Genomic DNA, 24,157 nt, shown 5'->3' with positions numbered 1-24,157 from the left:
CGCGCGCGATCCCTCCCCCGGCGCCGCCGCGAGGCCGGGCGGGACCGCACGGATGGCGCGGGCGGGTGGCCCCACGGGCGCGCGATGGTAGAATGGGCGCGACCGAGACCCGAGGGAGAGGACGCCCCATGCTCTTTGCCGCCACCCTGGCCGACCTGCCAGCCTTCCGCATCGGACACGCCCAGGACGAGGCGGCCGGCACCGGCTGCACCGCCGTCATCGCGCCGGCGGGCGCGACCTGCGGCGTGGCCGTGCGCGGGGGCGGCCCCGCCACGCGCGAGACCGACCTGCTCAAGCCCGAGAACATGATCGAGGCCGTCCACGCCGTGGTGCTCTCCGGCGGCTCGGCCTTCGGGCTGGAGGCCTCCTGCGGCGTCATGGACGCCCTGGCCGAGCGCGGCATCGGCTTTTCCCTGGGGCCGGCGTGCGTGCCCATCGTCACCGGCGCGTGCCTGTTCGACCTGCTGGTCGGCGCACCGACCCACCCGGACAAGGCCATGGGCCGCGCGGCGGCCGAGGCGGCGCTGGACGCGGGCTACGACGGCGCGGCGCTGCCCCAGGGCAACGTGGGCGCCGGCACGGGCGCCACGGTGGGCAAGCTCGGCGCGCCCGAGGCGGCCATGAAGTCGGGCCTGGGCGTGAGCGCCCTGCGGGCGGGCGACGTCGTCACGGCGGCCGTCGTCGCCGTGAACGCGCTCGGCCACGTGCGCGCGGCCGACGGCACCTGGCTGGCCGGCACCCGCGGCGCCGACGGCGCCGTCATGGACCCCCTCGCCGCCTTCGCCCAGGCCGCCGCGGCCCAGGCGGCCGCCGCCGGCGCGCCGGTCGCCAACACCACCATCGGCTGCGTGCTCACCAACGCGCGCCTCACGAAGGCCCAGGCCACCAAGGTGGCCTCCGTCGCCCACGACGCCTACGCGCGCGCCATCAAGCCCGTGCACACCATGAACGACGGCGACACGGTGTTCGCCTTCGCCTCCGGCGAGGTCGAGGCCCCCGTCGACGTGGTGGGCGTCATGGCGACCGAGGCCATGGAGCAGGCCATCCGCAACGCCGTCCTCGCCGCCGAGGGCGCCTTCGGCCTGCCCGCCGCCCGCGACCTCCGCTAGCCCCGACGCGAGAAGGGGCGCCCCCGCGGGGGCGCCCCTTCTAAAGCACGCTCTGTCGCCGGCGCTACTCCGCCGCGGCCGGGCGGCCGAGCAGCTTGGCGATGCGCTCGGAGTACTGCAGGTCGGCAAGGCCCGCCTCGGCGGCCAGGTCGAGCACCGGCGCGTCGTTCCACAGCGTCTCCAGGCGGTAGTACTCGCGCGTCTCGGGCTGGAAGACGTGCACCACCACGGCGCCGTAGTCCAGAAGCGACCACGACCCGTCGGCCGAGCCCTCGCGGTGCAGGGGCTTCACCCCGCCGCGCTCGCGCAGCTGATCCTCGATCTCGTCGATGATGGCGTCCACCTGGCGGTTGTTCGACGCGGTGACGATGACGAAGTAGTCGGTGACGCCGATGAGCTCGCGCACCTCCTGCACCATGATGTCGGTGGCCTTCTTCTCGTCGGCCGCCTGGGCGGCGATGATGGCGCACTCCCGCGGGGTCGCCTGCTCCCTCTTAGCTTCGGTCACGGTCACTTCCCTTCCTCGACGCCCGGCGGGCGACGTACGTGTTCCAGATGCGTATGGTATCAGGATGCATCAGGCGCCGGCGCTCCAGCAGCAGATACACCCAGTATTCATAGGTGAGGAAGAACAGCTCCTCCAGGCCCACCTCCCCCTCGGCGGCGCGCAGCTCGTCGATGCGGCCGAAGCGGCGCCCCGGCTCCAGGGCGTCGGCTACGTAGAGCACCATGTCGAGCGGGCCCATGTCCTCGGCGGCCACGGTGTGCCGGTCGATGGCCCGCAGCACGTCGGCGGGGATCTCCGGGAACGCGCGCCCAAGCGCCTCGGCGGCGGTGTAGGCGTGGAGCACCTGGGGCATGTGCTCGACGAGCCACGGGCCCAGCCGCTCCTCGAGCCCCAGGTCGCGGGCGCGCTGGCGGATGCCCTCGTCGTCGTAGCCCTTGTCCCAGTCGTGCAGGAGGCCGGCCGCGTAGGCCTTTCGCTCGTCCACGCCGTAGGCCCGCGCCAGGCGCGCCGCCGTGGCGGCCACCCCGCGGATGTGCTCGAGCCGCCGCGGGCTCACCCGCCCGGCCAGCTCCTCCTCGCGCGCGGCGAGGAACTCGTCGGTCAGGCCGGATGCGTCATCGGTGGTCATGGCTTGCTCCTTTCTCGAGCGGGAACCGCGGGGCCGGGGCGGCCGGGTCGCAGCCGCCAGGCCGCGGGCTCGCGGCGCGCGGGGCCCGCGCGATCGCGCCCGCAGCGCCCTACTGCGGGCAGGCGGTGGCGAAGGGCGCGGCGCCGGGCCCGCGGTACAGGCCGCGGCGGTAGATGTAGTCGCAGACGGGCAGCGTCGTCAGGTAACGCAGCGAGAACCCGTCGTGGACGCGCTGGCGCAGCATGCTCGACGATATGGCGAGCGCCGTCACCTCCAGGTAGCTCACGTCGTAGTCGCCCAGGCTCGCCAGCTCGGCCTTGAAGGCGTCGGTCACCGCGTAGCCCGGCCGCGTCACGGCGATGAAGCGCGTGAGCGAGGCGATGGCCGCGCTCTCCCGCCAGCGCGCGATGGACAGGATCGAGTCGGCGCCGGTGATGAAGAACAGCTCCACGTTGGCCGGGTAGTGGGCGCGCAGGGCCCGCACCGTGTCCACCGCGTAGGTGACGCCGGGGCGGTCGATCTCCAGCGAGCTCACGTCGAAGTGCCGGTTGGGCAGCACCGCCAGCCGGCACATGGCCAGGCGGTCGGCCGCGTCGGTCACGGCCCGGTCGCGCTTGAAGGCGGGGATGCCCGTCGGGATGAACACCACCGCGTCGAGCCCGAAGGCCTCGCGCGCCTGCTCGGCGCAGGCGAGGTGCCCGATGTGGATGGGGTCGAAGGTGCCGCCCATGATGCCCAGGCGCGCGGGCGCCCCGTCGGCGCCCAGGTCGTCGAAGCGGGCGCTCACCGCGGGCGCGGGCCCCTCGGCCGCGGCGGCCCACCCGGCCAGCGGGCAGGCGCCGCCGGCCTCGGCGCACGCGGCGCCCGGCAGCGCCACGAGGTCCGCCGCCTCGTCCCCGGCGCGCACTAGCCGCGCACCTGGCCGTCGCCGCGCAGGACGTACTTGTGGGTGGTCAGCGCCTCCAGGGCGAAGGGCCCGCGGGCGTGCAGCTTCTGGGTGGAGATGCCGATCTCGGCGCCCAGGCCGAACTGGCCGCCGTCGGTGAAGGCGGTCGAGGCGTTGGCGTAGACGGCCGCCGCGTCCACCCGCCCGAGGAACTCCTCGACGGCGTCGGCGTCGGTGGCGACGATGGCCTCGGAGTGGCGCGTGCCGTAGCGGTTGACGTGCTCGACGGCCTCGTCCACGCCCGCCACGCAGCGCACGGCGATCTCGGGGCCCAGGTACTCGCGGGCCCAGTCGTCCTCGGTCGCCGGCACGATGTCGACGTCCAGGTCGGCCGCCGCGGCCCGCGCGCGCTCGTCGGCGTGGATGGTGACGCCGCGCTCGCCCAGGGCCGCCAGCACCTCGGGGAGAAAGTCGTCGGCCGCCTCCTCGTCCACCAGCAGCGTCTCGGCGGCGTTGCACACGCCGAAGCGGCGGCACTTGGCGTTGAGCACGATGTCGCGCGCCTTCGCGCGGTCGGCCGAGGCGTGGACGTAGACGTGGCAGTTGCCCGTGCCCGTCTCGATGACCGGCACCCGCGAGCACTCCACGCAGTGGCGGATGAGCCCGGCGCCCCCGCGGGGGATGAGCACGTCCACCAGGCCGTGGAGCTGCATGAGCGCATCGGTGGCGGCGCGGTCGGTGGTGGTGATGGCGCAGATGCAGCCCTCGGGCAGCCCCGCGCCCACGGCCGCGGCGTGCAGCACGTCGGCGATGGCCTCGTTGGAGCGGGCCGCCAGGCTGCCGCCGCGCAGCACGCAGGCGTTGCCCGCCTTCAGGCAGATGCCCGCGGCGTCGGCAGTGACGTTGGGGCGTGCCTCGTAGACGACGGCCACCACGCCGAGCGGCACCGACACGCGCGTGAGCTCGATGCCGTTGGGCAGCGTCCGCGCCTCGATCACCCGCCCGAGCGGGTCGGGCAGGGCCCGGAGGTCCTCCAGGGCCGATGCCATGTCGTCCACGCGGCCCGCGTCCAGCATGAGCCGGTCGAGCAGGGCCTCGCTCGTGCCCGCCTCGCGGGCGGCCGCCATGTCGGCCTCGTTGGCCTCGACGATGGCGCCGGCGTGGGCGCGCAGGGCCGCGGCCATGGCAGCCAGCGCCGCGTCGCGCTCCCCTCCCGTCGTCCGCGCCAGGTCCACGCTCGCCCGACGCGCCCGCTCCGCGAGCGCCCGGACCTCGGATTCGATGTCCATGTCCTCTGCCTTCCTCGTCAGGCGCGCCCGCGCAGGCGCGCCGCCTTACTCGAACAGCACCAGCTCGTCGCGGTGGATGACCGGGCGCTCGTCCAGGATGGCGAGGATGGCGTTGGCCGCCAGCTCCTCGCGCGTGCGCCCGGCCGCGAGCGCCAGGAGGTCGCTCGACGCCGCCGCGCGCCCGCGGGCGAACACGTGCCCGTCCCCGTCGGCCACGTCCACGATGTCGTCGGCCTCGAAGCTCCCCTCGACGGCGCGCACGCCCACGGCCAGGAGCGACTTGCCGCCGCGCACGAGCGCGTCGCGCGCGCCCGCGTCCACCGTGACGGTGCCGCGCGCCGCGTCGCCAAGGGCGATCCACAGCTTCCGCGGCGTGATGGCGTGGGGTCGCTCCGGCGCCGTGAACAGGGTGCCCACCGCGCGCCCGGCCGCCGCGTCCACGATGGCGCCGGGGCGGCGCCCCTGGCAGATGACCATCGGGATGCCCGCCGCCATCAGCACGCGGGCCGCCTTGATCTTGGTGATCATGCCGCCCGAGCCCACCGCCGTGCCCGCCTCGCCGGCCACGGCCATGACGGACCGGTCGATGCGCTCGACGCGCTCGATGAGGCGCGCGTCGGGGTTGCGGCGCGGGTTGTCGTCGTAGAGCCCGTCGATGTCCGACAGGATCACCAGCAGATCGGCGTCGATGAGGCAGCCCACCAGCGCGCCCAAGGTGTCGTTGTCGCCGAAGCGGATCTGCTCGACCGACACGGTGTCGTTCTCGTTGACCACCGGCACGACGCCCAGCTCCAGCAGGCGCATGAGCGTGTCGCGCGCGTGGAGGTAGGCCGTGCGGTCGGCCGTGTCGCGCCGGGTGAGCAGCACCGTGGAGGTGAGCATCCCCCGCGCGCCGAAGGCCTCGGCGTAGGCGGCCGAGAGCGTGCCCTGGCCCACCGAGGCCGCGGCCTGCAGGCTCGGCATGTCCGTCGGGCGCTCCTCGATCCCGAGCGCCTCGAGCCCGCAGGCGATGGCGCCGCTCGACACGATGACCGGCTGCCAGCCGGCCGCGCGCACCGCGGCCACCTGCTCGGCCAGGACGCCGAGGTAGGCGTAGTCGGGCCGCCCGTCGGCCGTGGTGAGGGTGGACGACCCGATCTTCACCACCAGGCGCCGGGGGGCGCCGGCCTCGACGCCCGTCACAGGTCCAGCTCCTGGTAGACGTCCACGTGCCCCTCGGGCGACTCGTACTCGAAGGAGTAGCCGAGGATGCGGATCTCGTCGCCGTCGAGGGCGCCGGCCTTCCGCAGGGCGTCGTCGACGCCGAGGCGCTTCATGCGGTGCTGCAGGAACGTGACGGCCTCCTCGTTCTCCCAGTCGGTCTGGACGACCATGCGCTCGACCCGGCCGCCGGTGACGCGGAAGGCGTCGCCCTCGCGCGTGATGTCGAAGCGCGCCTCGCGGGCCTCGCGGCGGTGCTCCCACACGTGCTCGTACTGCACCTCGGCGGCCGCCGCGTCGCGGGCGGCCTCGCGCAGCTCGTGCACCTTGGTGGCGATGGCCGCCTTGAGCGAGTCGACGCCGGCGCCCGTGAGCGCCGATATGCGGTAGAGCTTGGGGTCGACGGGGCTCGGGGCGAACTCGTCGCCGCCGGCCGCCGCCACCGAGTCGGCCCGGACGCGCTCGGCCAGCCGCTCGCAGACCTCCTCGGTGCCGGGCACGTCTATCTTGTTGGCCACCACGATGCGCGGGCGCTCGGCCAGGTCGGCCGCGTAGAGCGCCAGCTCGCGGTTGATGATGTCGTAGTCCTCCAGCGGGTCGCGCCCCTCGTAGTCGCCGGTCAAATCGACGATGTGGACGATGAGCGCCGTGCGCTCGATGTGGCGCAGGAACTCGTGCCCGAGGCCGCGCCCCTCGTGCGCCCCCTCGATGAGGCCGGGGATGTCGGCCACCACGAAGGACAGGTCGCCTGACGTGGCCACGCCCAGGTTGGGCACCAGCGTGGTGAACGGGTAGTCGGCCACCTTGGGGCGCGCCGCGCTCATCTTGGCGATGAGCGAGCTCTTCCCCGCCGAGGGCATGCCCACGAGCGCAGCGTCGGCCATGAGCTTCATCTCCAGCTCGATCCAGCCCTCCTGGGCCGGCTCGCCGAGCTCGGCGAAGGCGGGCGCGCGGCGGGTGGAGGTGACGAAGTGGATGTTGCCGCGGCCGCCCATGCCGCCGCGGGCCACGGTGACCGTCTCGCCGTCGTGGGTGAGGTCGGCGATGAGCTCGCCGGTCTCCTTGGAGTCCTCGAAGTACTCGCGCACCACGGTGCCCACCGGCACCCTGAGCACGAGGTCCTCCCCCTGGGCGCCGTGCATGCGGCTGCCCTTGCCGTGGGTGCCGCGCTCGGCCTTGAAGTGGTGCTTGAAGCGGTACTCGATGAGCGAGGACACGCTCGCGTCGGCCTGGATGACCACGTTGCCGCCGTGGCCGCCGTCGCCGCCGTCCGGGCCGCCCTTGGGCACGTGGGCCTCCCGGCGGAAGGACATGCAGCCGGCGCCGCCGTTGCCGCCGCGCACGTGGATGCGCACCTTGTCGATGAACATGGGACCTCCTTCGGCCCGTGGTAACGAAAAGTGCCCCCTGGCGAGCAGAGGGCACCTATATAACAGAGATGATACGCAGTCGTTCGGGCTGGATGCGTTTATGCCTGCGGACGGACGTGAACCTTGCGCTTGACGCCCTTGGTGAACTCCAGGGTGCCGTCGCACAGGGCGAACAGGGTGTCGTCGCTGCCACGGCCGACGTTCTCGCCGGGGTGGAAGTGGGTGCCGTGCTGACGGACGATGACGTTGCCCGTCTTCACGAACTCGCCGCCGAACTTCTTGACGCCCAGGCGCTGAGCGCGGGAGTCGCGGCCGTTACGGGTAGAGCCCAAGCCCTTCTTGTGTGCCATGTCTAAACCTCCCTTGCCCTTCTACTCGGCCTTAGCGGAGCCGACGGACTCGATCTTCACGCGCGTGAGCTGCTGGCGATGGCCGCGCAGCTTCTTGTAGTTCTTGCGCTTCTTGAACTTGAAGACCAGCTGCTTCTCGCCCTTGAACTGCTCGAGGACGGTGGCGACGACCTTGGTGGCCGCGGCCTTGGCCGGGTCAGCCTCGACCTTGTCGCCGTCGACGACGCAGATGGCCTCGAGCTCCACCTTGTCGCCGGGCTCGACGTCGAGCTTCTCGATGTTCAGCTTGTCACCGGGGGCGACCTTGTACTGCTTGCCGCCCGTCTTTACGATTGCGTACATGTTATATATCTCCTTGAATGTGACTAAACGCAAGGCGATATCTTACCAGCTGAAAGTTAGCCCGTCAACAGGAAGATCCGCTTTTTTAGTGGGCTTCGGCCCAGGTGGGCCCCCACGACACGTCGACGTCGAGCGGCACCGCCAGCGACACCACGTTCTCCATCACCTCGCGCACGAGCGCGGCCAGGCGCTCCACCTCGCCCTCGGGCACCGAGAAGTCCAGCTCGTCGTGCACCTGGATCATCAGCTTGGCGGCCAGCCCCTCCTCGCGCAGGCGCCGGTCGACCTCGTTCATCGCCATCTTGATGATGTCCGCGGCGCTGCCCTGCATGGGGTGGTTCATGGCCGTGCGCTCGCCGAAGCCGCGCTGCTGGGCGTTGCGCGCCTTGAGCTCGGGGATATGGCGCTTGCGACCGAACATCGTCTCGGCGAAGCCGTCCTCGGCGGCTCGGGCCACCGTGTCGTCCAGGTAGGAGCGCACGCCGGGGTAGGCCTCGAAGTAGCGGTCGATCATCTCCTTGGCCTCGCCGAAGGGGATGTCCAGGCTCTGGGACAGCCCGTAGGCCTGCTGGCCGTAGACGATGCCGAAGTTGACGGCCTTGGCGCGGCTGCGCAGCTCGGGCGTCACCTCCTCCACCGGCAGCCCGAAGACGCGCGCCGCCGTCGAGGCGTGGAAGTCGGCGCCGGAGTTGAACGCCGCCACCAGGTGCTCGTCGCCGGAGAGGTGCGCGAGCAGCCGGAGCTCGATCTGGGAGTAGTCGGCCGATAGGAACAGCTCACCGGGCTCGAGCGGCACGAAGCAGGCGCGGATGCGGCGGCCCAGCTCGGTGCGGACGGGGATGTTCTGGAGGTTGGGGTCGGACGACGACAGGCGCCCGGTGGTGGTGACCGTCTCGTTGAAGCGGGTGTGCACGCGCCCGTCGCCGGCGCGCATGCGCGGCAGGGCGTCGAGGTAGGTGGACTTGAGCTTGGCCTGCTCGCGGTAGCGCAGCACGAGCGCCGGCAGCTCGCTTTCCTTGGCGAGCTCCTTCAGGACGCTCGCGTCGGTGGAGTAGCCGCGCTGGTTCTTCTTGAGGGGCGTGAGCCCCAGCACCTCGAACAGGATGCGCGCGAGCTGCTTGGGCGAGTCGATGTTGAAGGGCTCGCCGGCCAGCTCGAAGATGCGCTGGGACAGCTCGTCCAGCTCGGCCTGGGCGGCGCGGCCCATCTCGGCCAGGCGCTCCACGTCGATGGCCGCGCCCGTGCGCTCCATGGTCGCGAGCACGCCCACGAGCGGCAGGTCGATGTCGCGGTAGGCCTTAAGCGACCCCTCGCGCTCCATGGCGGCGCGCAGGGGCTCCACCAGGTGGCGCGCGGCGGCCGCGGCCACGGCGGCGCGGGCCTCGTCGCCCTCGGCCTCGGGCAGCGCCCCGCCGCCGTGGGCCTCCATCAGCGCCTCGAGGGTGTAGGCCGATACCGACGAGTTGAGCACGTAACCGGCCAGCCCCAGGTCGAAAGCGTCCATGGCGGCCAGGTCGTCGGCGGTGACGAGCGCCGGCAGCGACGTGTCGGCCGGGAAGACGCGGTGGACGGCCTCCTTGGCGTCGAGCACGGCGAAGGAGCCCTCGCGCACCACCTGGGCGAACAGGGCCAGCGCCTCGTCGCCGGCGAGCACGGCGGTGCCGCGCGAGGTGGCGAAGGCGCCGGTCACGGCGTTGTCGAACAGCGACACCTGCTCAGGCTCCATGAGGGCCACGCCCACGGTCTCGCCGGCGCGCAGGGCGTCGGCGACGAGGGGGCCGGCCGCCTCCCCGGCCACCACCGGCTCCCACACGAGCCGCGCCTCGGCGCGCGTGGCCTCGGCGCCCACCAGCTTGAGCACCCGCGCAAGGTGGCTCGTCAGCTGGTAGCGCCCGAAGGCCTCCTCCACCGCCTCGGCCGAGAACGAGGGGAAGGCCGCGTCCTCCAGGTCGAGGGCGAAGTCCAGGTCGCGCACGATGGTGGCGATGTCGCGGCTGAGGAAGGCGGCGTCCTCGTTGTCGCGCAGGTTCTCGAGCTGCTTGCCCTTGAGCTCGGAGAGGTGCTCGTAGATGCCCTCCATGGTGCCGAAGCGCTGGAGCAGCTTGGCGGCGCCCTTCGCGCCGATGCCCGGCACGCCGGGGATGTTGTCGGAGGAGTCGCCCATGAGCCCGAGGAAGTCGGGGAACTGCGCCGGCGTGACGCCGTAGCGCTCCTCCACCTGGTCGGGGCCGTAGATGGCGATGTCGGTGACGCCCTTCTTGGTGGTGACGATGCGCGTGGCGCCGCTGGCCAGCTGGTAGGCGTCCTTGTCGCCGGTGACGAGCAGGGTCTCGAAGCCCAGCTCCTCGTCGCGGGCGGCGATGGTGCCCAGGATGTCGTCGCCTTCCCAGCCCTTCACCTTCACCACCGGCACGTTCATGGCGCCGAGCAGCTCCTCCATGATGGGGAACTGCACGCGCAGCTCGTCATCCATCGGCGGGCGCTGGGCCTTGTACTGCTCGAGGGCCTCCATGCGGAAGGCCGGCTTGCCGGCGTCGAAGGCGCACACCAGCGCGTCGGGCTTGGCCATGTCGATGAACTTGAGGAGCATGGCGAGGAAGCCGAAGACGGCGTTGGTGGGGGTGCCGTCGGGCGCGTTCATGGTGGGCGGCACCGCGTGGTAGGCGCGGTGCATGAGCGAGTTTCCGTCGATGACGGCGATCTTCTTCGTCATGGGCATCCTTACGGGTCGCGTGCCAGTCGAGCGTCCAGTATAGCGCCCCGGGCCCCCGCCCCGCCCCGCGCGCCCCAACCCCCGCGGGAAAACCTTCCGAGAAGGAGAAGGCGCCCCCGGAAACCGAGGGCGCCTTTCTGCGCGGATGATGGCAACCCCGTCGGCGGAGGCGTCGTTTGCGACGGAGGAGGGGCTACATGCTCCAGAGGTAGCCGACGCCGCGGACGGTCTCGAGGCGCTGGGCCAGCTCGGGGCCGAGCTTGGCGCGGACGCGGCGGACGTGGACGTCCACCGTGCGGCTGCCGCCGTAGTAGTCGAAACCCCACACGCGCCGCAGCAGCGCGTCGCGCGAGTAGGTGCGGCCCGGGTGCGTCACCAGGAAGGCCAGAAGCGCGTACTCCAGGTAGGTGAGGTCGAGGGGCTCGCCGTCCACCTTCACCTGGTAGGTGGCCAGGTTGATGGTCATGGAGTCCACGGCGATGAAGTCGCCGGCGCCGCCCTCGTTGCCGGGCCACAGAAGCTGGCGGATGCGCGCCGCGCACTCGTCGGCCGAGGCGCCGTGCACCACGAAGTCGGACTTGACCTGCACCGGCAGCCGAAACTCGCCGAGCTGGTCCTCCCCCACTATCACGAGCATCGACGCCGACCCGTCCTCCACCAGCGTCGACTCCACCGACGCCACGTTGGCCAGCGCGTCGCCACGCGCCTCGTAGATGACCAGGTCGTGGCTGGGATGCTGGGCGAGCAGCTTCTTGAACTGCACTGACGAGCCCGCCGCCACGTCCACGTCGAAGCCGGAGAGCACCTGCTGGAACTTGTGCGCGTTGTCCAGGCTGTCCGCGATGAAGATGACCGTCTTGCGCTGCATGGCTAGAGCACCGCCAGGTTGCGCTCGAGCTCCCAGGGGGTCACGGCGCGCTGGTACTCGTCCCACTCGCGGCGCTTGGCGGCCACGAGGTAGCCGTGGATGTGCTCGCCGAGCGTCTCGCGCATGAGCTCGCTGCCGGCCAGGAGCTCCACGGCCTCGCCGAGGGTCTGGGGCAGAAGCGGCACGCCGCGCTCGCGCAGCTGCTGGGCCGTCATCCGCGAGAAGTCCTCGTCGTCCACGGGGGCGGGCAGCTCGAGCCCGTCCTCGATGCCCTTGAGGCCCGCGGCCAGCATGGCGGCGAAGGCCAGGTAGGGGTTGGCGGCCGGGTCGGGGCTGCGCAGCTCGATGCGGCAGCCGGCCTCGCTGTCGGGCCGGTAGCCGGGCACGCGCACCACGGTGCCCCGGTTGCGGCGCGACCACCCGAGGCACGCCGGGCCGCCGCTGCCGGGCACGAGGCGCTTGTAGGAGTTGACGTGCTGGTTGGTGACGGCGCAGAACTCCGGGGCGTAGCGCAGGATGCCGGCCAGATAGCGCTTGGCCACCTCCGACAGGTTGCAGCCCGACGGGTCGTCCGGGTCGAAGAAAGCGTTGGCGCCGTCGAGGTCGGACAGGCTCTGGTGGACGTGCATCGACGAGCCGGGCGCGTCGGCCATCGGCTTGGGCATGAACGACGCGTACACGCCGTGCTTGAGCGCGATCTCCTTGACCACCAGCTTGTAGGTCATCACCGCGTCGGCCATGGAGAGCGCGTCGGCGTAGCGCAGGTCGATCTCGTGCTGCGAGGGCCCCACCTCGTGGTGCGAGTACTCCACGGGAATGCCCATCTTCTCCAGCGTGAGGACGGTGTCGCGGCGCAGGTCGGACGCCGAGTCGAGCGAGGTCAGGTCGAAGAAGCCGCCGCGGTCGAGCACCTCGGTGGCATCGGGGGTGCGGAAGTAGTAGAACTCCAGCTCGGGGCCCACGTTGAAGACGTAGCCCATGTCGGCGGCCTTGCGCACCACGCGGTCGAGCACGTGGCGCGGGTCGCCCTCGAAGGGCGCGCCGTCGGGGGTGCGGATCGAGCAGAACATGCGCGCCACGCCGTTGGCGGCCGGGCGCCAGGGCAGCACCTGGAAGGTGTCGGCGTCGGGGAAGGCCAGCATGTCGGACTCGAGGCCCGACGAGAAGCCCTCGACGCAGCTGCCGTCGAAGCCCATGCCGACGGAGAACGCGTTCTCCAGCTCGCTGGGGATGACGGCGAAGGACTTCATGGTGCCCAGCACGTCGGTGAACCAGAAGCGCACGAAGTGCACGTCGCGGCCCTTGATCGTCTTCAGCACGAAGTCTTGCTCGGGGTTCGTCACCATGGCAGTCCCTTCCCTCGGTACAAGCCCCGATTATAGCCGTTGCTGTTACCGTCAGGTTTCAGAAGGGGAAAACAGGCGCGCCCGCGCGGGGCGGCGCGGGCGCGAGGGCAGACGGCGCGGCTCGATCAGACGCGTCCGCGGAGGGTGCGTGAGGGCGGGGGCAGACGGCGCAGGGGTGGGCGACGAACGCGCGCGACGGGCACCCGCCCCCGGACGCAGGACGACCCGCCGGCTGGCGGGTCGTCTTCGCGGGCGCCCGGCGGGCGTCCCGTGCCCTATGCGGTGTCGCGCTACTCGGCGGCGCCGTCCACGGCGGCCTCGGCGGCAGCGGCCTCGGTGGCCACGTCGCCCTCGGTGGCGGCAGCGGCGGCCTCGGCCTCGGCGGCCGTCTCCTCGGCGCCGCGCTCGGCCTCGACGGCGCTCTCCTCGACCGCGACGGCCTTGGCGGCCTCGGCGGCGAAGGCGGCGGCACGCTCGGCCTTGGCAGCGGCCTTGGCCTCGCGCTCGGCCTTCTTGGCGGCCTCGCGCTCGGCGGCCTTAGCGGCGCGCTCGGCCTTCTTGGCGGCCTCGCGCTCGGCGACGACGTCCTTGGCGGAGCCGAAGCGGTCGGCGAAGCGCTGGACGCGGCCGCCGGTGTCGATGAGCTTCTGGGTGCCGGTGTAGAAGGGGTGGCACGCGTTGCAGATGTCGATCTTCAGCTCGGGCTTGGTGGAATGGGTGGTGAAGGTGTTGCCGCAGCTGCACTTGACGACGCACTCCACGTACTCCGGATGAATTCCCTGCTTCATTGGTTTCTCCTAGTCTCCTTGGTTTCCGACCAAGGAATCGATGCCTTGGTTTCCGACCAAGGCGAGACACAAGCCTTCATATAATAGCACCGCCCCCGCATAATGCAAGGGCGGTGCAAGGGGAATCCTCACCTGGCGGGCGGCCCGTGGGCATGTGCGGGGCTTCGCTCAGAAGCTGCGCAGCCCTCGCTTCGCCCCGCGCATGCCCACGGGCCTCCCCTGCATGAAAAGGCGCCCCTCCGGAGAGGGGCGCCCGAGACGACGGCTCGCCTACAGCTCGGCTACCCAGAGGCCGTGGAGGTTGCAGTACTCGTAGACCTTGAGGGGCGTGACGCCGGCGGCCACGTAGAAGTCGGTCGCGGGCGGGTTCTCCGGGGTGAGGGGGTGTACCTCGTAGCCCTTGTCGGTGACCAGGCAGATGAACTGGATCCAGTGCTCGGGGAGCATCGGGTGGTCGACGCTGCCGACGTTGACGTGGATGTGGCCCTCCTCGCGGGTGACGGCCGGCACGTGCTTCTCGGTGGCGGCGTCGGTGCTGTCGGCGACCAGCTCGGTCATCTTCTCGCCGCAGCAGAACAGCGGCACGTTGTGGTCGACGACCTTGACGGCGATGTTGCCGCAGTGCTCGCACTTGTAGAACTTGATGTCCATGGCAGACCTCTTTCTCGGCAGGTCCGGGGCAGCCCCGGGTTGACGCGACCCGCCGGCGTCGGGCGCGGCGGGAAGGGCGGCGTGGCCCTCAGCCGAGTATTGTACGGCGACGCGCCCCCGCCCGGGAACCCGCCGCGCGACCGATTACACGCCGTAACCTCAACCGCGCGGGGCGCGCGGGGCTCCCGCGGGGCCCGCGGCGGGCTCCACGCCGCGCTGGGGCAGCCGGCGGCGCCACGCGAAGGCGAGCACGACGACGCCCGCCAGGATGAGCGGCGCCGAGAGCACCTGGCCCATGGTGAGCCAGCCGCCCCAGAGGTACCCCAGCTGCACGTCGGGCTCGCGCACGAACTCGATGAGGAAGCGGAAGGCGCCGTACATCACCAGAAAGGCGCCGAGGAAGGTGCCGCGGGGCCGCGGGGGCACCCGGCGCGACAGGGCGTAGAGCACGCAGAAGATGACGACGCCCTCGAGCAGCGCCTCATAGAGCTGCGAGGGATGCCGGGGCATCATCCCCGCCGCGCCGCCGAAGACGACGCCCCAGGGCGCGTCGGTGGGCGCGCCCCACAGCTCGCCGTTGACGAAGTTGGCGCAGCGCCCGAAGAACAGCCCGACCGGCGCCGCGATGCAGCCCAGGTCGGCCAGGGTGAGGAACGGGATGCGCGTGAGCCGCGCGGCGGGGATGCCCGACAGAAGCGCGCCCAGAAGGCCGCCGTGGAAGCTCATGCCCCCCTGGTTGAACGCGAGGATGTCGAGCGGGTGGGCCAGGTAGTAGCCGTCGCCGTAGAACAGGACGTAGCCCAGCCGGCCGCCGACGATGATGCCGATGATGACGCAGATCATGATGGTGAGCAGCGAGTCGACGTCCACCTCGACGCGCCAGCGGCGCGCCACCCGCCAGATGATGAGGGCCGCGCAGACGAAGCCCAGCACGTAGGCGATGCCGTACCAGCGGACGGTGAGGGGCCCCAGCGAGAAGGCCACGGGGTCGATGGCGTGGTAGAGGGCGTCGAGCATGCTAGCCCTGCCCCATGCCGGCGCCCAGCTCGATGGCGGCGAAGCGCACCTCGTCGCGCAGGGCGGCGGGGATGGGCTGGAGCGACGACACCTTGGCGCCGCAGCGCGGGCAGGTGAGCGAGAAGAGCGCCACGTCGGGGCGCAGTACCATCATGGAGTCGTAGGAAGCCACGTCCAGGCCGCCCTCGCCGCACGCGGGGCACGTCACCGCCTGATGCACGTCGCTACCTCCTCCCGCTCGATCGCCGTCTGCGGCCCATTGTAGCAGAAGGCCGCGGCCCCGCGCCGGGGGCTCGCGGCCGGGCCCGCGGGGCCTACAGCAGGAAGCGGTTGGGGTTGCCCGGGCGCTCCACCTCACCCTCGCGGTCGGCCAGGTCGGGGCCGTGGACGAGGAAGTGCTCGCAGATGCGGCAGACCTCCTTCACCGCGGCCGCGTAGTCGCGGTCGGGGTTGAGGATGAGGTCGAGGTCGTCGGTGACCACGTGGGTCTTGCGGACGCAGGCGGCGAAGTTGCACTCCGACGGGCACGGCTCGCCGGGCTGGTTGTGGGGGCAGCGGCCCTGCATCTCCTCGTCGCACCCGCGACGCTCCCAGCACTTCTCCATTCCTCCCCTTCCTTCCATGACGCGAGGGGCGGGCCCGCAAGCCCACCCCTCGCTCTCAGATCGGTATGACGCGGCCTACAGGTCGGCCGGCACCACGCTGGTCACGCCGGGCACGCGCTCCTTGAGGATACGCTCCACGCCGTTGGCGAGCGTCATCTGCGACATCGGGCAGCCCTTGCAGGCGCCCTGCAGCTCCACGGTCACCACGCCGTCGTCGGTCACGTCGACCAGCTGCACGTCGCCGCCGTCGGCCTGCAGGCTGGGGCGGATGAGCTCGAGCACGGCGGCCACATCGGACTTCTCTACCATGGTTCTTCCTTTCGAAGGGGTTCGTCAATTCCTGCGCATCATAGCACAGCGGGCCGGCCCCCTACACCACCGGCACCCAATCCTGGCCCACCATCACCAGAACGTTATCGCCGAACGTGTAGAAGTCGCCGCCGTTCACCACGCGGCCCGCCCCCACGTCGGCCACGATGGCCTTGGCGGCGGCCTCGTAGGCCGGGTCCTTGTAGACGACGAGCGTCTCGGTGTAGACGCCGCCGTCGTCGGCGTTGCCGATGTCGGTCACCTGATAGCCGTCGGCCGTGAGCAGCTCGCCCATCTTGGCGCCGGCGCCGGTCACGCCGCCGCCGTTGCGGATCTCCACGGTGATCGACGCGCGGTCGAGCGCGGCCACGTCGGCGTTGGGCTCCTGGGGCGAGCCGCCGGCGCGCACGGCGTCCATCATCGCCTCCCACTCGGCGTCGCTCACCACGTAGCGGGCCTGCCCGTCGCGGTCGACCACGCGGCCCGGGACGAGCCCCGAGTAGACGGTGGCGGTGCCAAGCGGGCGCAGGGCGTCGCCGAGCGCCATGATCTGCGACGAGCTCCAGTCGGTCTCCACCCACTCGGCCATGTCGGCCAGCCGCGCGGCGAACCCGATGCCCTCCGAGGACAGCGCCTCGTCGGCCAGGCTCACCGAGAACGCCACCTGGTTGGCCGCCTGGCGCTCGATGCCCGTGGCGTAGTTGGTCGCCCGGAGGAACGCGAGCGACTCCTGGGCGTCGAGGGTGCGCTCCCCCGCCTCGATGAGGCGGGTGGAGGCCCGCGGGTCGTCGACCTCCTCGGCCACGTCGACCGTCACGCCGTCCACGATGTCCACCAGGTGCGTGATGCCCGCGGCGTCGGTGCGACCGAAGTGCGCGATGTCCACGCCGGCCAGGGCCGCCACGGCGCGCACCAGCTCGGCGTCGCCGCCGAGGGCGGTCGCCTCGTAGAGCGGGTGCGCCTCGCCGTCCGACAGGCGCACCTCGGTCATGCCGGGGATGGCGAGGAAGGTGAGCACGCGGTTGGCCGGGTCCAGGCGCACGAGCAGGTAGGACTCGGTGTCGGCGCCACCCCGCGCCGTGGCGGTGCCCAGCTCGGCGGCGGCCAGCAAATATGACGGCTCGGCCTCGCCGGCGGCCACGAGGGCCTCGGAGGCGTTGGAGTGGGCCAGCGACAGCCGCGAGTCCGACGACGCGAAGTACGTGAAGACGCCCACGCCGACGGCCACCACGGCCACCAGCGCCACGGCCGCCACGGCGAAGGTGACGCGCCGCACGCGCTTCTTGTGCTGGATCTCCTGGACGTAGCCGCGCCGCCCCGTGCGCCGCGCGTAGGCCTCGTCGCTCTCGCGGGTGCTCGTGGCGGGCGTCACCTGGTCGACGTAGCCGCGCACGGCCCGCTGGCGCTTGCGCGCGTTAGAGAACTCGACGCTCTCGGCGTTGGCGTGGCGGCCGCCCGGCCGCCCGGCCCGCGGGGCGCGGCCGTCGCGGGCCACGTGGGTCCCGATGGTCGACGCGTGCATCGAGCGCGACATCCGCTTGGACTGCGAGGGCGAGAACCCCCTCTTCTTCCTCCGGAGCATCGGCCGGGCCGCCTACGCGCCGACGACCACGCGGCGCACGTCGGCGCCGAGCGACGCCAGCTTGCCCGCGTAGTCCTCGTAGCCGCGGTCGATGTGCTCGATGTGGTGCACCTCGGTCTCGCCCTCGGCCACGATGCCGGCCAGGACGAGGGCGCCCCCCGCGCGCAGGTCGGTGGATGACACCGGCGCGCCCTGGAGCCGGTCGACGCCGCGGACGATGGCGTGGTGGTCCTCCATCTGGATGTCGGCGCCCATGCGCATGAGCTCGGCGGCGAACATGAAGCGGTTCTCGAAGACGTTCTCGGTGATGACCGAGATGCCGTCGGCCCGCGAGGCCAGCAGCATGAACTGGGCCTGGAGGTCGGTGGGGAAGCCCGGGTGCGGCAGGGTCTGGATGTCGGTGGGGGCGAGCGGATCCACGCGGCTCACGCGCACCCAGTCGTCGCCCGTGTCGACCACGCAGCCCATGGCGCGCAGCTTCATGATGGCCATGCGCAGGAAGGCCGGGTCGATGCCGTGGACGGTCACCGGGCCGCCGGTGAGCGCGCCGCCGGCCAGGAAGGTGCCCGCCTCGATGCGGTCGCCCACCGTGGTGTGCTCGCAGGGGCGCAGCGACTCGAGCGGCACGCCCTCCACCTCGATGATGGAGGTGCCCGCGCCGCTCACCTTGGCGCCCATGGCGCAGAGCATCGCGGCCAGGTCCTCGATCTCGGGCTCGCGGGCGGCGTTCTCGATGACGGTATGCCCCTCGGCCACCACGGCGGCCATGAGCAGGTTCTCGGTGGCGCCGACGCTGGGGAACTCGAGGGTGACCGCCGCGCCGTGCAGGCCGTGAGGGGTGCGGGCCTCCAGCACGCCGTGGGCCACGTCGAACTCGACGCCGAGGGCCTCGAGCCCCACCAGGTGCATGTCGATCTTGCGGGCGCCGATCTGGCAGCCGCCGGGCATGGCCACGTGGGCCTCGCCGAACCGCCCGATGAGCGGGCCCAAGACCGCGATGCTCGCGCGCATCTTCGACACGAGCTCGTAGGGGGTCTCGCAGCGGTCCACCGGCGCCGTGTCGATGATGAGCTCGTGGTCGTCGCGGCGCACCGTGGCGCCGAGGCGCTCGAGCACCTCGGCCATGATCTCGATGTCCGAGATGAGCGGCACGTTGCGGATGACCGAGGCCCCGCGTCCCAGAAGCGACGCGGCCATCAGCTTGAGCGCGGAGTTCTTCGCCCCCGAGACGGTCACGTCCCCGGTGAGGACGCCGTTGCCGCGGACGATGATGATTTCTTCAGCCATGCCCTGCTCCTCCATACGATAAGGCCCCCGGATGCCGGGGGCCTGGTTGCGCGACGGTGCGGGGAGGGGCTACTCGCCCTCGCCCAGGGCGAAGCGCACGAAGCCGGTGATGGCGATGGTGCCGCCCAGCTCCTTGCCGCACTGCTCGACGTACTGGGCCACGGTGACGTCGGGGTTCTTCACGAAGGCCTGCTCGGTGAGGCAGTTCTCCTTGTAGAACTTCTCCATGCGGCCCTCGGCCATCTTCTCCTGGATGTGCTCGGGCTTGCCGGACTCGGCGGCCTGGGCCTTGTAGATCTCCTTCTCGTGGGCGACCACGTCAGCCGGCACGTCGTCGCGGGTGGCGGAGACGGGGTTGACGGCGGCCACCTGCATGGCCACGTCGCGGCCGCACTTCTGGAACCCGTCGGCGGTGGCGGCGATGCCCTCCAGCGCGAAGGTCACCAGGACGCCGATCTTGCCGCCGCCGTGGATGTAGGCGGACACGCCGTCGGCCTCGACCACGGAGAAGCGGGCCAGGCTCGTGTTCTCGCCCATCACGTGGATGCAGTCGGTGAGGATGGCGGACACGGCCTCGCCGTCCACCTCGGCCGCCTGCAGGGCGTCCAGGTCGGCCGGCTTGGCGTCGAGCGCCGCGCGGGTGATCTTCTCGGCGTAGGCCTTGAACTTGTCGTTGATGGCCACGAAGTCGGTCTCGCAGTTGAGCTCGATCATGGCGCCGGAGGTGCAGTCCTCGGACAGCACGGTCATGACGGTGCCCTCGTTGGTGGCGCGGCCGGCCTTCTTGGCGACGGCGGCCAGGCCGCGGGTGCGCAGGACGTCGACGGCCTTCTCCAGGTCGCCGTCGACCTCGGCGAGCGCCTTCTTGCACTCCATCATGCCGGCGCCGGTCATCTCGCGCAGCTCCTTGACCATGGAAGCGGTGATGTTAGCCACGGTGGGCTCCTTTCTCGCGATGCGTTCGGAAGGTGAGGGGCGCTCGCGCGCCCCGGGCAGGGCGGTTACTCGGCGAAGGTCTCGGAGGCCTCGACGTCCTTCGGGCCCTCCTCGACGGCCTCGACGGCAGCCTCGGTCGCGGCCTCGGCGGCCACGTCGGCGGCGGTCTCGACCGGCGCGGTCTCGACCTCGGCGACGACGGCGCCGTCGGCCATCTCGGCCACGGTCACCTCGGCGCCGGAGCCGGCGATGACGGCGTCGGCGATGAAGTCGGCCAGCAGGCGCACCGAGCGGATGGCGTCGTCGTTGGCCGGGATGCCGTAGTCGACGTCATCGGGGTCGCAGTTGGTATCGAGGGTGCCGACCACGGGCACGGCCAGGCGCTGGGCCTCGTGGATGGCGATCTCCTCGCGGTTGGTGTCGATGATGAACACGGCGTCAGGCACGCGCTTCATGTTGCGGATGCCGTTGAGGTTGGCCTGGAGCTTGGAGAGCTCCTTGCGCAGCAGGATCTGCTCCTTCTTCGGCAGCAGCGCCATGCGGCCGTCAGCCTCCATGGCCTCGAGCTCCTCCATGCGGTTCACGCGGGTGCGGATGGTCACGAAGTTGGTGAGCATGCCGCCCAGCCAGCGGTTGTTCACGTAGGGCATGCCGCAGCGGTTGGCGGCGTCGGCGACGGCCTCCTGGGCCTGCTTCTTGGTGCCCACGAACAGGATGGTGCCGCCCTTGCGAGCCAGGTCGGACACGAAGCTGTAGGCCTGGTCGAGGCCGATGAGCGTCTGCTTGAGATCGATGATGTAGATGTCGCCGCGGTTGCCGAAGATGTAGGGCTTCATCTTCGGGTTCCAGCGACGGGTCTGGTGACCGAAGTGGCTGCCCGCGTCGAGCAGCGTGGTGATGCTGACTTTCGCCATTGCTTTCTCCATTCGTTAGTCCTCTGCCCGCGGTCATCCCCGATACCGCAGCCTTTTCCGGTGGCCACTGGCGGCTCGGGTCGCGCGAGCATGCGTGATAGTTTTCGCCGCGCGTGAACGCAGCCCGCCTAAGATAGCAGGACGGGCCCCCGAATGCAAGGAGAAGCGGCTCCTACGCGGCCAAAGCGCACAATCCCGCCACGTCGCGCTCCCGACGCCCGGAGCCGCGGCGCGCCGGGGCGCGGGCCTAGCGGAAGAACACCGACGAGGCGCGGTCGTAGAACGCGTCGCCGCCGACGCGCAGCAGCGTGACGGGGTGGGCCGATCGGCGCACGTAGACGCGGCGCACCGGCCGCTCGAACAGCAAAAGCTCGCCGTCGGCGAACAGCGTCGCCTCGCGGAAGGCGTCCTTGTCGTCGAGGGTCACCTCCACCACGTCGCTCTCGCCGGTGACGATGGCGCGGGTGTGCAGGGTGTGGGGCGCGAGCGGCACGGCCACGAGCCCCTGGAAGCCCGGCGCCACGAGCGGGCCGCCGGCCGACAGGGCGTAGGCGGTCGAGCCCGTGGCCGAGGCCACCACCACGCCGTCGCCGCGCATCTGGGCCACGGTCGACCCGGATATCCCCAGCGAGAACTCGATGATGCGCCCCATGGCGCCGCGGGTGACCGCCAGCTCGTTCAGGGCGTAGAAGGTACGCGCGCCGCACAGTCCCAGGCGGCTCACGCCGAAGCCGCCGTGGGGGTCGGCCTCGCTGGCGCGGGCCGCCTCGGCCCGGCAGGCCTCGTCGCAGGCCGCGGCCAGGGGCTCGTCGGGCAGCTCGCCCTCGCCGAAGGGGTCGGGCTCGCCGTCGCACGCCACGTCCACCCGCAGGGCGGCCCGGCGCTCGGCCGTGGCCTCGCCGGCGAGCGCCGCGGCCACGAGCGGCACGACACCCCCGTCGCTGCCGTTGGCGAGGAAGCCCAGGCGCCCGAAGTTGATGCCGAGGACGGGAACCTCCGCCCCGGCCAGGAGGTGCGCCGTCTGGAGGATGGTGCCGTCGCCGCCGAGCACCACCGCCAGGTCGGCCGCCTGGGGCAGCCGCTCGCGTACCGCGGCGCGCAGCGCGTCGTTGCCCAGCTCGCGCGAGTCCACCAGCGCGTAGCCGATGCCCTGGCTGCCCAGGTAGGCGCCCAGCAGCAGCGACGCGTCCGTGGCCTGGGGATTGGAGTTATTACGCACGATGAGGATGAACATGGGGGCCGTCTTTCCGCTTTTGCTATGATGGGGCATTATATCCGATGCGCGCGAAGGCCCCCACGATGCCACAGACGCCCCTGCGAGGCAGACATACCCGCGGCGATGACACCGCCCGCGCCCCGCACGCGCCCGCGGGCCCGCGCAACAACCCCCGCCTCAACGCCGAGCGCGCCGCCGACGCCCGCCGGGCCCGCCATGCCTCCCCCGGCCCCGCGGGCCCCGGCGTGGAGGGTCCCGCGGCGCGCGGGCGCCACCGCGGCCCCGAGCGGCCGCCGCGCGCCGCCGCGCCGGCGCCGGGCCTCACCGGCGCCATCCCCATCATCGGCAGCCACGCGGGGCTCGACCGCACCGACCCCGACGGCACGCTGCGCCAGCAGGCCTTCGACCTGGACGAGGTCGAGCTGCTCGACTTTCTGGCCGAGCGCGAGGCGCGCCACGCCCGGCGCCCCTCCCCCGCCCCGGCCCCCATCCGCGAGCCGGAGCCCGCCCGGGCCGCCGACGAGGCCGAGGAGGCCGCCTCCCGCGACGTGGGGGCGTCGGCCGCGCTCATCAGCATCTGCGTCATCATATCTCGCGTCACCGGCTTCGCCCGCACCTGGGCCATGGCCTTCGCCCTGGGCGCCACCTTCGTGTCGAGCTCCTACCAGGTGGCCAACAACCTGCCCAACATGCTCTACGAGCTGGTCATGGGCGGCATGCTCGTCACGGCGTTTTTGCCGGTGTACCTGAGCGTGAAGAAGAAGCTCGGCGCCGAGCAGGGCAACGCCTACGCCTCGAACCTGCTCACCATCGTCGTCGTGCTGCTCGGCGTCGTGTCGGCGCTGTGCATGCTCTTCCCCGCCCAGGTCATCTTCACCCAGACGTTCTACTCCGACCAGCAGGAGATGGCGCTCGCGGTGTTCTTCTTCCAGTTCTTCGCCATCCAGATCGTGTTCTACGGCTGCTCGTCGGTGGTGTCGGGCCTGCTCAACGCCAACCGCGAGTACTTCTGGTCGTCCATCGCGCCGGTGTTCAACAACGTCATCGTCATCGCGTCATTCATCGCCTACGCCGCCATCGCCCCGCACGACCCCGTCGGGGCCTTCTACGCCATCGCCATCGGCAACCCGCTCGGGGTGTTCGTGCAGATGGCCATCCAGGTGCCGGCCCTGCGGAGAAACGGCATCCGCATCCGCCCGCGCCTCGACCTGCGCGACCCGGCCCTGCGCGAGACGCTCGCCCTGGGCGCGCCGGCCCTCTTCGTCACCGTGTGCTCGTTCGCCACGGTGTCGGCCCAGAACGCGGCGTCGTACTGCTTCGCCGACAACGGCCCGTCGGTCATCGCCTACGCGCGCCTGTGGTTCACCTTCCCCTACTCGTTCCTCGCCGTGCCCGTGACCACCGCCATGTTCACGGAGCTCTCGGACATGCAGGCCGACGGCGACGAGCGCGGCGTGGTGCGCGGGATCATCGACGGCACGGGGCAGATCACCTTCCTCATGGTGCCCATGGCGTTCTGCCTGGCCGTGTTCGCCACGCCGCTCGTGACGCTCTACCACATCGGCGCCTTCACCGAGGACAGCATCGCCCAGATCGCCCGCTACCTGGCCGTCATGGCCGTGGCGCTGCCGTTCTACGGCGTGAACGCCTACCTCAACAAGGTGTTCAGCAGCATCCGCCGCATGGGGGTGTTCTCGATCGTCAACTTCGTAGCCGTGGCGGCCCAGGTGGCCGTCACCGTGGGGGCGGCCTGGGGCGTGCAGCACGGCTACCCCGTCACGCTCGAGGCCATCGCCGCATCCACCGTCGTGTCCTACGTGGTGGGCGACCTCATCGCCTTCGCCTACCTGCGCCGCCACTACGGGCCCATGGGGCTCGGCGCGCTGGCGGCGGCCGCGCTGCGCAGCGTGGGGCTCGGCCTGGCCGGCGCCGTGGCGGGCGGGGCGGTGCTCTGGGCCCTCCAGGCCGCCTTCGGGCCGCTCACTGGGTCGGTGCCTCAGGCGCTGGCCTACCTGGCCGCGGGCGGCGTGGCGGCGCTGGCGGCCGCCTTCGGGCCCGCCATCCGCCTGAACCTGCCCGAGGCCGCCTTCGTCACCGCCATCGCCGCCAAGGTGGGCCGCCGCCTGCATCGCTAGGCGCCGTCGCCCCGACGGGGCGACGGGCCAGGGGGACTCGGCGATACGCCGCGGCCGGCGCGTGGCGAACCGTGGCACGCGTGCGCCCGCCTCGGCGCCCGGGCGCGT

General features: G+C 71.8%; 24 protein-coding genes. 2 read left to right on the top strand and 22 right to left on the bottom strand.

The annotated features are described in order from the left end of the window. Positions 1-128 precede the first annotated feature (128 nt). Positions 129-1,109, top strand: a complete 981-nt coding sequence (locus tag LPT13_RS09470; RefSeq protein ID WP_242165975.1) for a P1 family peptidase — start codon at positions 129-131, stop codon at positions 1,107-1,109. Positions 1,110-1,173: 64 nt separating this feature from the next. Here the strand turns inward: LPT13_RS09470 and rsfS are convergent, their stop codons facing one another. From rsfS to LPT13_RS09360, 22 genes are all read right to left on the bottom strand, one after another. Continuing rightward, complete coding sequence (gene rsfS, locus LPT13_RS09465; protein ID WP_242165972.1) at positions 1,174-1,617, bottom strand: ribosome silencing factor; 444 nt, start codon at positions 1,615-1,617, stop codon at positions 1,174-1,176. Next, complete coding sequence (gene yqeK / locus LPT13_RS09460; protein WP_242165970.1) at positions 1,604-2,245, bottom strand: bis(5'-nucleosyl)-tetraphosphatase (symmetrical) YqeK; 642 nt, start codon at positions 2,243-2,245, stop codon at positions 1,604-1,606. The genes rsfS and yqeK overlap by 14 nt, the downstream gene beginning before the upstream one ends. Before the next feature lie 109 nt (positions 2,246-2,354). After that, positions 2,355-3,152, bottom strand: coding sequence for a nicotinate-nucleotide adenylyltransferase (gene nadD, locus LPT13_RS09455; RefSeq protein ID WP_347264227.1), 798 nt, complete (start codon positions 3,150-3,152; stop codon positions 2,355-2,357). Continuing rightward, a complete protein-coding gene (locus LPT13_RS09450) occupies positions 3,152-4,420 on the bottom strand; it encodes a glutamate-5-semialdehyde dehydrogenase (protein ID WP_242165968.1) in 1,269 nt (422 codons plus the stop codon). Before LPT13_RS09450 ends, nadD begins: the two co-directional genes overlap by 1 nt. A 45-nt stretch (positions 4,421-4,465) precedes the next feature. Beyond that, positions 4,466-5,602 (bottom strand): glutamate 5-kinase, encoded by a 1,137-nt coding sequence (proB, locus tag LPT13_RS09445; protein ID WP_242165967.1) that lies wholly within the window; start codon positions 5,600-5,602, stop codon positions 4,466-4,468. Next, positions 5,599-6,990 (bottom strand): GTPase ObgE, encoded by a 1,392-nt coding sequence (obgE, locus tag LPT13_RS09440; RefSeq protein ID WP_242165966.1) that lies wholly within the window; start codon positions 6,988-6,990, stop codon positions 5,599-5,601. Before obgE ends, proB begins: the two co-directional genes overlap by 4 nt. Positions 6,991-7,088: 98 nt before the next feature. Continuing rightward, on the bottom strand, positions 7,089-7,340 hold the full coding sequence (rpmA, locus tag LPT13_RS09435) for a 50S ribosomal protein L27 (RefSeq protein WP_160709269.1): 252 nt from the start codon (positions 7,338-7,340) through the stop codon (positions 7,089-7,091). A gap of 21 nt (positions 7,341-7,361) precedes the next feature. After that, positions 7,362-7,682: a 50S ribosomal protein L21 gene (rplU, locus tag LPT13_RS09430; RefSeq protein ID WP_160709271.1), complete on the bottom strand. Its 321-nt coding sequence runs from the start codon at positions 7,680-7,682 to the stop codon at positions 7,362-7,364. Between the two features lie 85 nt (positions 7,683-7,767). Continuing rightward, positions 7,768-10,395 (bottom strand): DNA polymerase I, encoded by a 2,628-nt coding sequence (polA, locus tag LPT13_RS09425; protein ID WP_242165965.1) that lies wholly within the window; start codon positions 10,393-10,395, stop codon positions 7,768-7,770. 193 nt (positions 10,396-10,588) lie between these two features. Next, on the bottom strand, positions 10,589-11,263 hold the full coding sequence (locus tag LPT13_RS09420) for a winged helix family transcriptional regulator (protein WP_242165964.1): 675 nt from the start codon (positions 11,261-11,263) through the stop codon (positions 10,589-10,591). Between the two features lie 2 nt (positions 11,264-11,265). Then, positions 11,266-12,609 (bottom strand): glutamine synthetase family protein, encoded by a 1,344-nt coding sequence (locus tag LPT13_RS09415; protein WP_242165963.1) that lies wholly within the window; start codon positions 12,607-12,609, stop codon positions 11,266-11,268. 290 nt (positions 12,610-12,899) lie between these two features. Then, on the bottom strand, positions 12,900-13,397 hold the full coding sequence (gene rpmE / locus LPT13_RS09410; RefSeq protein WP_242165961.1) for a 50S ribosomal protein L31: 498 nt from the start codon (positions 13,395-13,397) through the stop codon (positions 12,900-12,902). A 270-nt stretch (positions 13,398-13,667) separates the two neighbouring features. After that, entirely contained in the window at positions 13,668-14,048 is a 381-nt protein-coding gene (locus LPT13_RS09405; RefSeq protein ID WP_242165959.1) for a desulfoferrodoxin family protein, read from the bottom strand. Positions 14,049-14,207: 159 nt separating this feature from the next. Further along, positions 14,208-15,065 carry a prolipoprotein diacylglyceryl transferase gene (gene lgt / locus LPT13_RS09400; protein ID WP_242165957.1) on the bottom strand — a complete coding sequence of 286 codons (858 nt, stop codon included), beginning with the start codon at positions 15,063-15,065 and terminating at the stop codon, positions 14,208-14,210. 1 nt (position 15,066) lies between these two features. Then, positions 15,067-15,285, bottom strand: coding sequence for a CpXC domain-containing protein (locus LPT13_RS09395; RefSeq protein ID WP_242165955.1), 219 nt, complete (start codon positions 15,283-15,285; stop codon positions 15,067-15,069). 94 nt (positions 15,286-15,379) lie between these two features. Then, complete coding sequence (locus LPT13_RS09390) at positions 15,380-15,670, bottom strand: hypothetical protein (protein WP_242165953.1); 291 nt, start codon at positions 15,668-15,670, stop codon at positions 15,380-15,382. Positions 15,671-15,745: 75 nt separating this feature from the next. Then, on the bottom strand, positions 15,746-15,979 hold the full coding sequence (locus tag LPT13_RS09385) for a NifU family protein (protein WP_242165951.1): 234 nt from the start codon (positions 15,977-15,979) through the stop codon (positions 15,746-15,748). Between the two features lie 61 nt (positions 15,980-16,040). Further along, positions 16,041-17,561, bottom strand: coding sequence for an LCP family protein (locus tag LPT13_RS09380; RefSeq protein WP_242165949.1), 1,521 nt, complete (start codon positions 17,559-17,561; stop codon positions 16,041-16,043). A 12-nt stretch (positions 17,562-17,573) separates the two neighbouring features. Beyond that, positions 17,574-18,848 carry a UDP-N-acetylglucosamine 1-carboxyvinyltransferase gene (gene murA / locus LPT13_RS09375; RefSeq protein ID WP_242165947.1) on the bottom strand — a complete coding sequence of 425 codons (1,275 nt, stop codon included), beginning with the start codon at positions 18,846-18,848 and terminating at the stop codon, positions 17,574-17,576. A 69-nt stretch (positions 18,849-18,917) separates the two neighbouring features. After that, positions 18,918-19,784: a translation elongation factor Ts gene (gene tsf, locus LPT13_RS09370; protein ID WP_242165945.1), complete on the bottom strand. Its 867-nt coding sequence runs from the start codon at positions 19,782-19,784 to the stop codon at positions 18,918-18,920. A gap of 65 nt (positions 19,785-19,849) precedes the next feature. Continuing rightward, positions 19,850-20,698 (bottom strand): 30S ribosomal protein S2, encoded by an 849-nt coding sequence (gene rpsB, locus LPT13_RS09365; protein WP_242165943.1) that lies wholly within the window; start codon positions 20,696-20,698, stop codon positions 19,850-19,852. A 247-nt stretch (positions 20,699-20,945) separates the two neighbouring features. Next, entirely contained in the window at positions 20,946-21,932 is a 987-nt protein-coding gene (locus tag LPT13_RS09360; protein ID WP_242165941.1) for an NAD(+)/NADH kinase, read from the bottom strand. Between the two features lie 65 nt (positions 21,933-21,997). On the opposite strand from LPT13_RS09360, the gene murJ reads away from it, so the two are divergent. Further along, entirely contained in the window at positions 21,998-24,049 is a 2,052-nt protein-coding gene (murJ, locus tag LPT13_RS09355) for a murein biosynthesis integral membrane protein MurJ (protein ID WP_242165939.1), read from the top strand. Positions 24,050-24,157 lie beyond the last annotated feature (108 nt).

It is taken from the genome of Adlercreutzia faecimuris (genome assembly GCF_022669055.1).
Classification (GTDB): domain Bacteria; phylum Actinomycetota; class Coriobacteriia; order Coriobacteriales; family Eggerthellaceae; genus Enterorhabdus; species Enterorhabdus faecimuris.
Note: the sequence above shows the minus strand (reverse complement) of the source record. Positions and strands in the feature narration are given on the sequence as shown.